At 55.4% G+C, this 13,838-nt stretch carries 9 protein-coding genes; all 9 read left to right on the top strand.

Annotated features, from left to right (window positions below):
* Positions 1 to 324 precede the first annotated feature (324 nt).
* The 9 genes from OSO_RS0111025 (at position 325) to OSO_RS0110965 (ending at position 13,763) form a co-directional block, all read left to right on the top strand.
* Complete coding sequence (locus tag OSO_RS0111025) at positions 325 to 651, top strand: hypothetical protein (protein ID WP_029246884.1); 327 nt, start codon at positions 325 to 327, stop codon at positions 649 to 651.
* Positions 652 to 832: 181 nt separating this feature from the next.
* The gene (locus OSO_RS0111020; RefSeq protein ID WP_010583406.1) at positions 833 to 1,621 is read left to right on the top strand and encodes a DUF4142 domain-containing protein; all 789 of its coding nucleotides are present in this window, start codon (positions 833 to 835) and stop codon (positions 1,619 to 1,621) included.
* 565 nt (positions 1,622 to 2,186) lie between these two features.
* Entirely contained in the window at positions 2,187 to 7,985 is a 5,799-nt protein-coding gene (locus OSO_RS0111005; protein WP_010583405.1) for a HAMP domain-containing protein, read from the top strand.
* Positions 7,986 to 8,065: 80 nt separating this feature from the next.
* A complete protein-coding gene (locus tag OSO_RS43060; protein WP_010583404.1) occupies positions 8,066 to 10,135 on the top strand; it encodes an ATP-binding response regulator in 2,070 nt (689 codons plus the stop codon).
* Positions 10,136 to 10,643: 508 nt separating this feature from the next.
* Positions 10,644 to 10,940, top strand: a complete 297-nt coding sequence (locus OSO_RS0110990) for a hypothetical protein (protein ID WP_010583403.1) — start codon at positions 10,644 to 10,646, stop codon at positions 10,938 to 10,940.
* Positions 10,941 to 11,033: 93 nt separating this feature from the next.
* Complete coding sequence (locus OSO_RS43055; RefSeq protein WP_010583402.1) at positions 11,034 to 11,312, top strand: hypothetical protein; 279 nt, start codon at positions 11,034 to 11,036, stop codon at positions 11,310 to 11,312.
* A 127-nt stretch (positions 11,313 to 11,439) separates the two neighbouring features.
* On the top strand, positions 11,440 to 11,823 hold the full coding sequence (locus OSO_RS0110980) for a hypothetical protein (RefSeq protein ID WP_010583401.1): 384 nt from the start codon (positions 11,440 to 11,442) through the stop codon (positions 11,821 to 11,823).
* A 151-nt stretch (positions 11,824 to 11,974) separates the two neighbouring features.
* Positions 11,975 to 12,472 carry a ferritin-like domain-containing protein gene (locus OSO_RS0110970; RefSeq protein ID WP_010583400.1) on the top strand — a complete coding sequence of 166 codons (498 nt, stop codon included), beginning with the start codon at positions 11,975 to 11,977 and terminating at the stop codon, positions 12,470 to 12,472.
* 247 nt (positions 12,473 to 12,719) lie between these two features.
* Positions 12,720 to 13,763, top strand: a complete 1,044-nt coding sequence (locus OSO_RS0110965; protein WP_157605145.1) for a YybH family protein — start codon at positions 12,720 to 12,722, stop codon at positions 13,761 to 13,763.
* Positions 13,764 to 13,838: the final 75 nt, after the last annotated feature.

Below are 13,838 nucleotides of genomic sequence, written 5' to 3'. Positions count from 1 at the left end.
CGCCTCTCCGCAACTGGCATAGAGACCTGGGATTTCGTTGAGGGCGACGACTTTTCGCCAAGGGAATATCAGGGCGTTGGGTGTCGATCAGGGGTAAGAACCGGTCGGTGGTCATTCATCATGATCAGTGAGCAATCACAATCTCCATAACTCGTCTGTCGATATTCCGTTCGAGAAAAGAATTCCATCTGGCTTGGCTCTTGCAATTCGACGCTTGATGGAGGCCGACCAATGAGAGCGGCTTTGGAGTGCACCCGCGAATCATCGTTTGAAATGTGGTTTCAGCGGCTCGTGGACAAAAACTTCGAACAAAAGGACTCGATCATGCCTCGTGGAGATAAATCGGCGTACACGGAAAAGCAAAAGCGGATGGCCAAGCACATTGAAGCAAGTTACGAGGACCGGGGGGTTACGGGGGATGAGGCGGCTCGTCGAGCCTGGGCCACCGTGAATGCCACCGATCACGGTGGAAAGAAGTCTGGATCGGGGCGGGGTAAGGCAACCAATCGCGCGCCTTCCAAGAAGGGCGGTCGATTGGAGGGAGCCGCGTCGAGTGCGCGGAGCGCCGTCGCACGTTCGGCATCAGCGAAGAAGGCGGCCGCGACACGTGAGCGGCATGCGGCGAACGTGAAGAAACAGTCCGCGCGTTGAGATCCGCTCTGACGAAAAACGGGAGTCCATCATTCTCTGACAAACTTGCTCAAGTTTGAGGAACGCGGGCAGTAGCGGCATTGGCTTTGCGGCCCGCCTTCGATATTCGCACCGCGGCCTGAACTGTTCAGGCTCATTCCGGTGCAACGTCCGTGTTTTGGAAGAGACAAGGGAGTACGAAATGGCTAATGCTCGTCGATTTCTCGTCGTTTCATTGTGTGGTGCAGGACTTGGCTTCGCAAGCTTGGCGATGGCTGAAGAGAATCAGAAAAAGAGTGATGAACCTCAGCAGGCGAAGCAACCTGCTGGTCAGGTCGGTCACCGCGCACATTGGAAGAATGCCGACCAGACGCTCGCCACTTGTGTCGCGATTGGAAATCAAGAAGAGGTCGCAATTGCGAAATTCGCGGAAGAAAAGGCCAGCAGTCGAGAAGTCAAGGATTTCGCGAAGATGCTGGTCTCAGATCATCAAGCCTTCTTAAAGAAGCTTGAAAAGTATGCTCCCGACGCCGCTCGCGACGGCTATTTGATGGAGCAGCCTCAGAGTGCTTCAAATGACGCAACCAAGGCCCCAGGTGGAGTCCAGGTTCGCGTTCAGCCAGCGGGTGGCGCCAACCCTGCAGCGAATTCGACGAATGCCATCCAGCAAACCGCCGGCGTCGAAATCAACACGGATGGACCTGCGATTGATTTCATTCAACTGCATCGCGAGCTGGCCTCGGAATGCATTCGAGCCTCGAAGGAAGAGCTCGGCAAGAAAGACGGAAAGAAGTTCGACGAGTGTTTCATCGGTTACCAGATTGCGAAACATGCCGAGATGAAAACCAAGTTGACCGTATTCGAGCGACATGCATCGGGTGATTTGAAACAACTCTTCGCTGATGGCCGTGAAACAACGGAAAAGCACATGAAGAAGGCCGAGAGTATCATGAAGGATCTTGACGGACGTACGTCGGTTTCACAGAAGTAGTCCAGGTCACAGACTGACGACGAAGTCTTTTGGACGTCTCGAATATGAGGCGAAATCTCGATTTCTTCTGAGCCGCAGCAGCGATTTCGTTGCCGCGGCTTAAGTTCGTTGATAGGCCTGAACTGGAATTCAGTTGACGATTCGGTTCAAGTCGCTGAAATGTCGAACGGAAGAACGCGATTCTGGGCCGTTGACCGTTCTTGAAATTGGCCGCCAATTCCGCGACGAAGGATGTCTGCGATGAAAGTTGCTGCGGTGGTGTCGTTGTCGGCCCACGTGATACGAGGCAGGAATGCCCATTGTGCCAGACACTCATTTGATCATACTTCATTGACGGATGTGATCTGTTTGGACGAATGTGTCACGTCGTCCAGTTCGTCTCGATCATTGAGTGTCCGTGCCTGTGCTCCGGCGCGTTCGAAGTTTATTGCAGGCTCCTTCATTCCTAGGAAGCCTCCATTCCAACGTGGGATGTCCCAATTCCCGCCAACGTTTCTGTTCGTGCTATAGCCCCTGCCATCATAGCTTTCGCGGCGATTCCGTTTCTCTGAATCAGGTAGAACTCATGCTGACCGCTCACGAATCGACAAGCTCCAGTGCGGAAATGACGGCCCTCTTGAACGCGCTTGTCGCTTTGAAACGCGGAAACACCGGAGTTCGATTGCCCTTCGAATGGACTGGCATCGCGGGAAAAGTTGCCGACGCGTTCAATGATGTTGTCGAACTGAACGAACGCATGTCGAACGATCTGGCGCGCATGAGCCAGGTTGTCGGTAAGGAAGGAAAACTCAGTCAGCGACTTTCACTGGGAGACGTCAGTGGATTTTGGCGTGAGTCGGTTCAGTCCGTGAATGACTTGATCGACGATTTGGTACATCCCACGAGCGAAACCGCGCGCGTGATCGGGGCTGTGGCCCAGGGAGACTTGTCTCACAAGATGGCACTGGAAGTCGAAGATCGAGCGTTGCAGGGGGAATTCTTGCGCACCGCTCAGACGATCAACAAGATGGTGGACCAGCTTGGTGCGTTTGCGGCGGAAGTCACGCGCGTGGCCCGTGAAGTCGGCACCGAGGGGAAACTTGGTGGTCAGGCCCAGGTGAAAGGCGTGGCCGGGATTTGGAAAGAGTTGACTGACTCAGTGAACTCCATGGCAGGGAACTTGACCGGTCAGGTTCGAAACATCGCCGAAGTGACGACCGCCGTGGCGAATGGCGACCTGTCCAAAAAGATCACAGTCGATGTGAAGGGCGAGTTCCTCGAACTGAAAGACACTATCAACACGATGGTGGATCAGTTGCGGTCCTTTGCCTCGGAAGTGACCCGTGTGGCGCGTGAAGTGGGGTCCGAAGGAAAGCTCGCCGGTCAGGCAAAAGTGGAAGGGGTCTCGGGAACTTGGAAAGATTTGACCGACTCCGTGAATTCAATGGCCGGCAACCTGACGGCCCAAGTGCGAAATATCGCAGCCGTTACGACCGCGGTGGCAAAAGGTGACTTGTCGCGCAAGATTACGGTGGATGTCAAAGGGGAAATCCTTGAACTGAAGAACACGATCAACACGATGGTGGATCAGCTCAGTTCGTTTGCGGCGGAAGTAACCCGCGTGGCGCGCGAGGTCGGTACAGAAGGGAAGCTGGGCGGTCAGGCCGAAGTGCGTGGTGTGGCGGGTACGTGGAAAGACCTGACCGACAGCGTAAACTTTATGGCGTCGAACCTGACCAGTCAGGTTCGTAACATCGCCGACGTGACGACGGCTGTGGCGAACGGCGACCTTTCCAAGAAGATCACGGTGGACGTGAAGGGGGAAATTCTCGAACTGAAGAACACCGTGAATACGATGGTGGATCAGCTCAGTTCGTTTGCGGCCGAAGTGACGCGTGTGGCCCGCGAAGTGGGAACCGAGGGAAAACTCGGTGGGCAAGCCGTGGTTCGCGACGTGGCTGGGACTTGGAAAGATCTGACGGACAATGTGAATTCGATGGCCCAGAATCTGACGGGACAGGTTCGCAACATCGCCGACGTGACGAAGGCCGTGGCGAACGGCGACCTTTCCAAGAAGATCACGGTGGACGTGAAGGGGGAAATTCTCGAACTGAAGAACACCGTGAATACGATGGTGGATCAGCTCAGTTCGTTCGCGGCGGAAGTTACGCGCGTAGCGCGCGAGGTCGGTACGGAAGGGAAGTTGGGCGGTCAGGCCGAAGTGCGCGATGTGGCCGGTACATGGAAAGACTTGACCGACAACGTGAACTCGATGGCGTCAAACTTGACTGGTCAGGTGCGCAATATCGCGGACGTGACAAAAGCCGTAGCGAATGGTGACTTGTCCAAGAAGATCACCGTGGACGTGAAGGGGGAAATCCTCGAACTGAAAGACACCATTAACACCATGGTGGACCAGTTGAACTCGTTTGCGTCGGAAGTGACCCGCGTGGCGCGTGAGGTGGGGACCGAAGGGAAGCTCGGCGGTCAAGCCGATGTGCAAGGGGTCTCGGGAACCTGGAAGGATTTGACGGACAATGTGAACTTCATGGCCGGTAATCTGACCAGTCAGGTTCGAAACATTGCCGACGTGACGAAGGCTGTGGCAAGCGGCGACTTGTCCAAGAAGATCACGGTGGACGTGAAGGGGGAGATTCTGCAGTTGAAGGACACCATCAATACGATGGTGGATCAATTGCGCTCGTTCGCATCCGAAGTGACCCGCGTGGCGCGTGAGGTGGGAACGGAAGGCCGTCTGGGCGGTCAGGCTTCGGTTCCGGGAGTCGCGGGGACCTGGAAGGATTTGACGGACAATGTGAACTTCATGGCCGGCAATCTGACCAGTCAGGTTCGCAATATCGCCGACGTGACGAAAGCCGTGGCGAATGGGGACCTTTCCAAGAAAATCACGGTGGACGTGAAGGGGGAAATTCTCGAACTGAAGATTACCATTAACACGATGGTGGATCAGCTTAGTTCGTTTGCCTCGGAAGTGACGCGTGTGGCGCGCGAGGTGGGAACCGAAGGGAAGCTGGGCGGTCAGGCCGAGGTTCAGGGGGTCTCAGGGACGTGGAAGGATCTGACGGACAACGTCAACTTCATGGCGGGCAATTTGACCAGCCAGGTGCGCGGAATTGCGAAGGTCGTGACCGCGGTGGCGAACGGGGACTTGAAACGCAAATTGACCGTGGAGGCAAAAGGGGAAATCGCCGAACTTGCGGACACGATCAACAACATGACCGACACGTTGGCGACCTTTGCCGACCAGGTGACGACTGTGGCTCGCGAAGTGGGTGTGGAAGGAAAGCTGGGCGGTCAGGCGTCGGTTCCCGGTGCTTCGGGGACGTGGAAAGACCTGACAGACAACGTCAATCAGCTTGCCGCAAACCTGACGACGCAGGTCCGTGCCATCGCAGAAGTGGCCACAGCGGTGACGAAAGGCGATTTGACTCGTTCGATTAAGGTTGAAGCCCAGGGTGAAGTAGCGGCGCTCAAAGACAATATCAACGAGATGATCCGCAATCTCAAAGACACCACGATCAAGAACGACGAACAAGACTGGCTGAAAACGAACCTGGCAAAATTTTCTCGTATGTTGCAGGGACAACGCGATCTGACGAACGTGGGACGCATGGTACTTTCCGAGTTGTGTCCCGTGGTGTCCGCGCGACAGGCCGAGTTCTACGTGTTGGATGCCAGCAATGATCGAGTCCCAGGTTTGACGTTGCTGGGAAGCTATGCGTCGGAAGGGCAAGAGACACTGGGCAAAAAGATCTCGATGGGCCAAGGGCTGGTCGGTCAATGTGCCCTCGAGAAGCAAAAGATGATTCTCGAGAATCCTCCTCAGGGCTATCTACGAATTTCATCAGGGCTTGGCGAAGGTTCGCCTCACAGCATCATGGTGTTGCCGCTGATCTTCGAAGGGCAGGTCAAAGGCGTGCTCGAGCTGGCGTCGTTCGAAGGGTTCAACCCCACGCACCACGCATTGCTCGATCAGTTAACCGAATCGATCGGAATCGTGCTGAACACGATCGAGGCGAACATGCGAACGGAAGGGTTGCTGCAGCAGTCCCAATCGCTCGCACAGCAGCTTCAGACACGTCAGGAACAGTTGGAGCAGACCAATGGTGAGCTGCAGGAAAAAGCCCACTTGCTTGCCCAGCAGAATCACGAAGTGGAACGCAAGAATAGCGAAGTGGAACAGGCACGGCAGGAGCTTGAAGAAAAAGCGAAGCAGTTGGCGCTCACGTCCAAGTACAAATCCGAATTCCTTGCGAACATGTCGCATGAATTGAGGACGCCGCTGAACAGCCTATTAATTCTGTCGGATCAGCTCAGCAAGAATCAGGAAGGAAACCTGAACGACCGGCAGACGGAGTTCGCGAAGACGATTCATTCGTCGGGGAACGAACTGCTCATGCTCATTAACGACATTCTCGATCTTTCGAAGATCGAATCGGGAACGGTGCTGGTCGACGCGAGCGAACTGCGGCTCAACGAATTGCAGGGCTATGTCGAACGCACATTCCGCCATGTCGGTGAAGCGAAGAACGTCGCGTTCAAGAGCGTCTTCAGCTCGGACTTGCCGACGACGATGTACACCGATGCGAAACGGTTGCAGCAGATTATCAAGAATCTGCTCTCGAATGCCTTCAAGTTTACGCAGCAAGGACAGGTCTCGTTGACCGTCGCGCCGGCACAGCTTGGCTGGAGTTCGGACAATGAAGATCTGGGGCATGCGAACGAGGTGATTGCCTTTTCTGTGACGGATACAGGGATCGGAATTCCGCTCGACAAGCAGCAGATCATCTTCGAAGCCTTCCAACAGGCCGATGGATCAACAAGTCGAAAATACGGGGGAACGGGTTTGGGGCTGGCGATCAGTCGTGAACTGTCACGACTGCTTGGCGGCGAAATTCGCCTGACATCGACACCGGGCCAAGGAAGCACGTTCACGTTGTATCTCCCTTTGACCTATACCAATCTACGTTCACCACATAAGACGCTGCCTGTCGAGCGACAGGCGATGACACCCGCGACACCCGAATCGACAAGTGCGCTGCGGATGCTGATGGACGGACGCGAAGACAATCACGAAAATGGAGCGGGGGATGACGGGCGTTCGATTTCGTTCTCAGAACCGTCCATCGAACAGCTCTCGAACGAGGTCAGCGACGACCGAGACTACATCGGTCCCGACGATCTGGTTCTGTTGATTATTGAGAATGACATGGGCTTTGCCCGTGTCGCACTGGATACGGTGCGTGAAGCGGGCTGGAAAGGGCTTGTCAGTTCACGGGGCGCCGCCGGTTTGGCTCTGGCTCGGGAGTACAAGCCGAATGCGATTACGCTCGACATTAATCTTCCCGATATCGACGGGTGGCGAGTGCTCGAGCGACTGAAGGTTGATCCTTCCAAACAGCATATTCCTGTCTGCGTGATCTCGACCGACGAATCGCGCGATCGGGCTTTGGCATCGGGCGCGCTGGCGTTCCTCGGTAAGCCCCTGCAGAGCCGCGATCTGCTGGACAATCTGGTGGGGCGAGTCAAAGAGTTTATCGCGATCAAAACGCGGTACTTGCTGGTCGTTGGACAGGATCATTTACTATGTGATCAGCTTCTGCAGTGCGTCAACGGAGACCGTATCGAGATTCTCACTGCGTCGGACTTACAAGCCGCCACGTCGGTACTGAAGCAACGGAAAATTGACGGCATTGTGATTGATGCACGATTCGAAGGTGCCACGCCGGCGGATTTGCTGGTGGTTGACGATGACAGTCTCATGTCAAACAAAGTCTTCATGCCCACGCCCTTGATCGTTTGTGGTCATGAGAGTTTCGATATCCACCCGACAGCCTGGAAGCGATTTGCGCCGGCCTATTCGGTGTACTTCGCGCGCTCGCTGAAAGATCTGCCCGAGATGACCAGCCTCGCCCTTCATCAAGACCTTTCGCACCGATCCGAGTCTGACGAAAGCCGTGAACGACACTCGAATGATTCGAATCAAATACTGGATGGACGCAAGGTTCTGATTGTCGATGACGACATGCGAAACATCTTCGCGCTTTCGACAGTTTTGGAAGAATACAATATGATCATCCGATCGGCTGACAATGGCCGTGATGCCATTTCGATTCTCGAAGAAGATAGCGGAATCGATATTGTGTTGATGGACATCATGATGCCTGAAATGGATGGTATGGAAACCATGCGTGAGATACGAAAGATACCGCGACTCAAGAATCTTCCGATTGTCGCAGTCACGGCGAAAGCCATGAAGGGCGATCGAGAGAAATGCATGGAAGCGGGTGCTTGGGACTATTTGTCCAAGCCGGTTGATCCAGAACGGATGCTGGCCGTACTACGTACGTGGCTTTACCAATGATCGCCTCGCACTGACGGGGTCAGAGAACTTCCTTCGGAAGATCCGACTCGTCACCTTCAACGATCAGAAAGGGCAGACGCATGAGCGTCGCGCACGAGCCGCGAGTGGCCGGTGAAACGAATATCCTGATTGTCGATGATTTGCCCGAGAAGCATCTGGTGTATCACACCGTGCTTGACGGTTTGGGCCCCAAGATCATTTCGGCGCATTCGGGGGCGGACGCGCTCAAGCAAGTTCTGCAATATGACTTCGCGGTGATTCTGCTCGATGTCAATATGCCGGATATGGACGGATTCGAGACGGCCCGATTGATTCGGCAGCGTAAGCGGTCGGCATCGACGCCAATCATCTTCCTGACGGCATTCGCCGACGAAGTGCGAACGGCCCAGGGCTATGCGACTGGTGCCGTCGACTATCTGCCGACGCCGGTGGTACCGGGGATTCTGCGCGCCAAGGTACGGGTGTTCGTCGAGCTGTTCGAGCTGCGGCGTCAGATGGCACATCAGGCAGAAGAACGAGCCAAGCATCTTGCGACCGAAGAAGCGAATCGTCGGATGTCGTTTCTGGCGGATGCAGGCGCGGTCTTGGGTCGTTCATTGGCGATAGAGGCCACGGCGCGCGATATTGTCCGATTGCCGGTGCCGCTTCTCGCGGAAATCAGCGTGTTGAAGCTCAATCCGATCGTCGAAGAACGTCAGCGGATTCTGATCGCACGCGCTGCCACGGAGGGTCGCGTCAACATTGAAGAGTGCGATTCATTCGATTCGCTCTCCACAATCGTTGCTGACGCATTCCAACGATCGTTGGCGAGCAACAAGAGCGAGTTCCTGTTTGCCGACGAGGGACAATCGTCGATGAATGGAATCGTGATTCCATTGCAGGCGCGCGGCCGTACATTTGCCGTGTTGGGACTGTTGCTCGATTCGAATGTCCGCACCTTTCGCGGGAATGACGTCACAATTGCCGAAGCGTTTTCATCGCGGGCGACGATGGCGCTTGACAACGCATTGCTGCACGAGGGCATCCGGTTTGCCGATCGGCAGAAGAATGACTTCTTGTCCATGCTCGCGCACGAGCTCAGAAATCCACTGGCTCCAATTCGCAATGCCGCGCAACTTCTTGAGCGACACGTTCCGGACGAACCAGGCGTCCGATGGGCGTGCGAGGTCATCGATCGGCAGGTCATACAGATGGTGCGGCTGGTTGATGACTTGCTCGATGTTGCACGAATCACGCGCGACAAAATTCATCTTCAGCGCGAAAAAATCGAAGTCTCGACCGTGATTGCGCGAGCGGTCGAAGCCAGCCGACCGGCAATCGATGCCAGCCGGCACCAACTGCTGGTGGAGCATCCTCAGAAACCGCTCCGAATTGCCGGGGACATGATTCGTTTGACGCAGGTCCTGACGAATCTCTTGAATAACGCGGCAAAGTACACCGAAGCGGGCGGCAAGATCTGGCTGAAGTATGGCCAGGAAGGTGATGCCGCTGTCATCCGAGTACGCGATACGGGCATCGGAATCCCTCGACAGATGCTGGAATCGGTGTTTGAGTTGTTCACTCAAGTCGATCGTGCGCTCGATCGTTCCCATGGTGGCTTGGGGATCGGACTGACGCTGGTGAAGCGACTGGTGGAAATGCACGACGGAAAGGTCGAGGCGAAAAGCGAAGGACTGGGAAAGGGAAGTGAGTTCCTTGTTCACTTGCCTGTTGTTGCCGCCTCGCCGGGAGAGCTGCCTGCGACTCCACGGGAGACCGATACAACCGTCGTCATGGCCCGTCGCCGCATTCTTGTTGTCGACGACAATCAGGACAGTGCCCGCACTCTGTCGATGATGCTGAAGCTCATGGGGCACGATACGGCAACGGCATTTGATGGTCTCGAAGCGCTCGACGTTGCCAATTCTTATCGACCAGACGCAATCCTACTCGACATCGGACTGCCAAAGCTGAATGGCTACGATGTCTGTCGACGACTGCGTCAGCTTCCTGCGGGGCGTCAGATTCTCGTGATTGCATTGACTGGATGGGGGCAAGACGAGGACCGATCCCGTTCGTCCGAGGCGGGATTTGACCATCATCTGGTGAAGCCGGTCGACGTCGCGGTGCTCGAAATGCTACTGGCGAATCGTCATTTGCCTCGATCGTGATGGGGCATGCGGTTGAACCTCGCGTGCGTGCCAGATTCGGGGCTCGAAAACGACACGCTTCGCCGTCGCGACTTCCGGTCTGCGCGGCAAATTTGCCATTGAGGCCGCTTCTCTTCCGGCGACACGAGTCCGTTGGGCAATGATCGGACCGATGCGTATTGGACGTACATGACCCATGATTGTGTGACACGTCGCCGCGCATCTTGATTCGCCATCCGTCACCAATCGGACACTCGGTGCGCGACACGCAATGAGTGTCGCCATTGCAATCCACGCGTTTCATAAGGACGCGATCAGATCAAATCGATTGTCGTGATTGTAGTTATGACCTGATCGTCGCACCGCATCAGACTTCGGTACGCCCATTGCTTATCTCATTCAGTACAAAATCGACGCTGACAGAATCACTCAGCGAATCGCGACATCTGTCAACTCGCGACGCTGCTGTCTGCAGCGGACCAGCGAACTCAATCACAACAGCAGCTTTCAATTCATTAAGGATAGTCAGATGCGTCAAGACACACTGGAGCGGGCGGTGGCACGTGCAACTGGAGATGACTTCTCGTTCATTCGAGGACGTGGATTCAGTTTCGTTGACGATTCCTCGGCAGTTCAAGACGACGATCTGGATGCGATCATTCGAGATTGGGACCGCATCCAAAGCGAAATCCTTGAACACGATCAGTCCCCTTCAAACTGGAAGGCCTCGATCGCACGTGCCCCTCACAGTCGAAATTCCAGCACACGCCGTCAGCGACGTTCAAGAGTCGGACAGCTTGGCCGGTCGGCGAAGGCCGCGAACTGAGTCCCCCCCTTTTGAGTCGAGCCTGGCTCGTGCGGGAACCACTGACATAACTTGCCATTCGCACCCAAAGACGAACCACTTTGCAAAGGAGAAATGATGTTGAAATACCTGCTACTGCCGCTCATCGTTGCCGGTGCGCTGCTGGTTCCGACGAAACCCGCTGCAGCTTATCGCGGTTACGGGTACCGTGGACCAAGGCCCTACGTGCGACCGTACTACAGGCCGTACTACTATGGCCCGCGTGCCTACGTCGCGCCGCGTGTGATCGTACGTCCGACGTACAATCGAGCCCCGGTTTACGTTGCTCCCGGCGGCTACTACGGGACGGGCTACTATCAACCCAATACCTACTACCCCACCTATGGGTGGTAATTTGCCTTCGACCGAGCAGACGCGGACGGCGGTTGTTCTTCCGTCCGCATCAATGATCTGGTCATTCGCCGCGCCTCCAGAATGTCTGATTCGCCGGCCTCATGGCACCGAGCAGAGGAGACAGTCCATGTCGCAACCACTTCGTGATCATGAACAAGAAATTGCATCCCCTCAGGGGCATGCAATTGGATTCGTCGACACGGCCGCCCAATGTGACAAGTTTACGCAATCGCTCAACATGGCGGGGTTCTCGGCCAGAACGATCAAAGTGTTGCAGGGAGACGATGGTGCGAACCTGCTCAGGCGAATGATGACCGGCTCGCTCTGGGGAGAGACTGCCGAATTAGTATTGAAACAGGGATTGGTCGAGTTGGGAAATGGCCATTATGTCGTCATCATCGATTGCGAGGATCACGATGAAGCCATGGTCATCGCCCGGATTGCGAATCTCCATGGCGGGCGCGCGTTCAACTATTTCGGGGTGCTCGTTGATGAACAGATTACGCGGTAGGCGCGATGTATGGCTGGATCGCATCAATTGATTGTCGTTCGCCTTGTCAGAGTTGGATTGCGAAATGAGCTTGATGGCTGATTCGTGGTGCCAAGTTTGACGAGGTCTTTTCATTGTCTTCGAGTCCCGTCATCTGTTTGGAAGCGGAATCATGTCAAATAAGCAATCTGTGACTGATGGTGCCGTCGGCGTGTCGCGTGCAGAATTGATCGATCTCTTGAATGAAGATCTCGCGGGCGAGTATCAGGCGATCGTGTCATACGTCATCTATTCGCAGGTGCTGAAAGGCGCTCAATACATGGCGATCGCCAAAGAGCTGGAAGTTCACGCCGCCGAAGAACTGTCGCACGCCCTGATCATCGCCAATCAAATCGACTATTTGGGTGGTATGCCGACAGCAACACCAAAACCGGTAAAAACGTCGACTGATGCCACCGCCATGTTGCGTTTCGATCTGGAAAATGAGAACGACACGATTCAGCGGTACCGGGCCCGAGTTCGACAGTGTGAAGCATTGGGCGAGTACGCGATGGCCGAGCAGATTCGGAATATCCTCATCCAAGAACAAGATCACCAGATTTCATTGGCAACGGCGCTCGGAATTGAAGTGCCTAACGTCTCGGACTCATCAAGAGTGCGTTTGTCGTAAGTCATGAAGGGTAGGGCGTCACGTCTCCACGCAGACTGTCCGCGTACCCGGGAATTGGGTTGCATCGACCATCGGTACCGATGGTCAAGATCCATTGATGCATGCTGCGGGCAACACAAGCAAGACGGGCCGTGCGTGGGCGGAACGGTTGGCTCGTGTGGTGGAATCGCAGGTCAGTTCCAAGTGTTCTAACTTTCGTCTCCGGAGTTTGGTCGACCGAGCGTCGGTCGGAATTGATGAGGGCACAATGAAACGATTCGTGTTAATTGCAGCGGCCATGTCCGTCTCGGCAATCGCGGCAACCAGTTATTCAGCAGATGACGTTCCTCGAAAGGGCGAACTCAATGTTAAGAAAGCACCCGCTGAAAAGCTGACGGACGGTGCTGTCGAAGTCGATCCGATAGTGACAACAGCGCAAGATCGGAACAAGGATGCCTCAAACGACGTCATGAGCGCCGAGGAGCGAGCGATCCGAGCCACAGGTGAAACCTACGTCGCCGCGTTCTGTGCAGGCGATGCCAGCGCCGCGGCATCCCACTTTACCGCCGACGCCGAATACGTCGATCCCAGTGGGACCGTCTATCGGGGACGCAAAGAAATTGAAGAACTGCTGAAGTCGCTGTTTAGCTCGAAATCAGGTTGCAAACTTCAACTCGAGATCGAATCCGTTCGGCTGGTGAGCCCGGGCGTGGCGATTGAAGATGGCATGATCAGTGTCGGGGCCGACAAAGCCGAACCAGAGATCTGCTCTTACACGGCCGTTCATATCAAGCAAGGGGACAAATGGTTCACCGCCAGCGTCCGCGACCGCGCCGTCGAGAAGCCTCAGCAGCAGCGAACGCAGCTGTCCCAATTGGATTGGATGGTTGGCGATTGGGTTTATGAGGGCGACGATGCGATGGTCCGATTCTCATGCCAGCCGACGGACAATGGCAATTTCTTGATCCGAAATTTCACCGTGCATATTGAAGGTCAGCAGACAATGAGTGGGACTCAACGGGTTGCCTGGGACGCGCATGCGAAAAAATTCCGCACTTGGGTTTTCGACTCGAATGGCGGATTTAGTGAAGGCTTTTGGCATTGTGACGATCAGACATGGACGTTGAAGCTACACGGAGTCACCGCCGACGGTGATGTGGCCTCGTCGACCAGCCACTATTCGATTCTGAATGATCATGCAATGACGTTTCGTTCCGTTGATCGCGAAGTGAACGGCACCAAACTTCCAGACATTGACGCTGTGACGATCGTGCGAGAGTCGCCCCTGCCCGAGGCGGCAGGGACGAATTGAGTGCGACGAAGGTGCCAGGGCAGGACTCGCATCGATCACTTTCGGACAACACTTCAGGACGCAATGTCCTTCAAG

Source organism: Schlesneria paludicola DSM 18645, assembly GCF_000255655.1.
Classification (GTDB): Bacteria; Planctomycetota; Planctomycetia; order Planctomycetales; family Planctomycetaceae; genus Schlesneria; species Schlesneria paludicola.
This window is presented reverse-complemented; position numbering and strand designations above follow the sequence as displayed.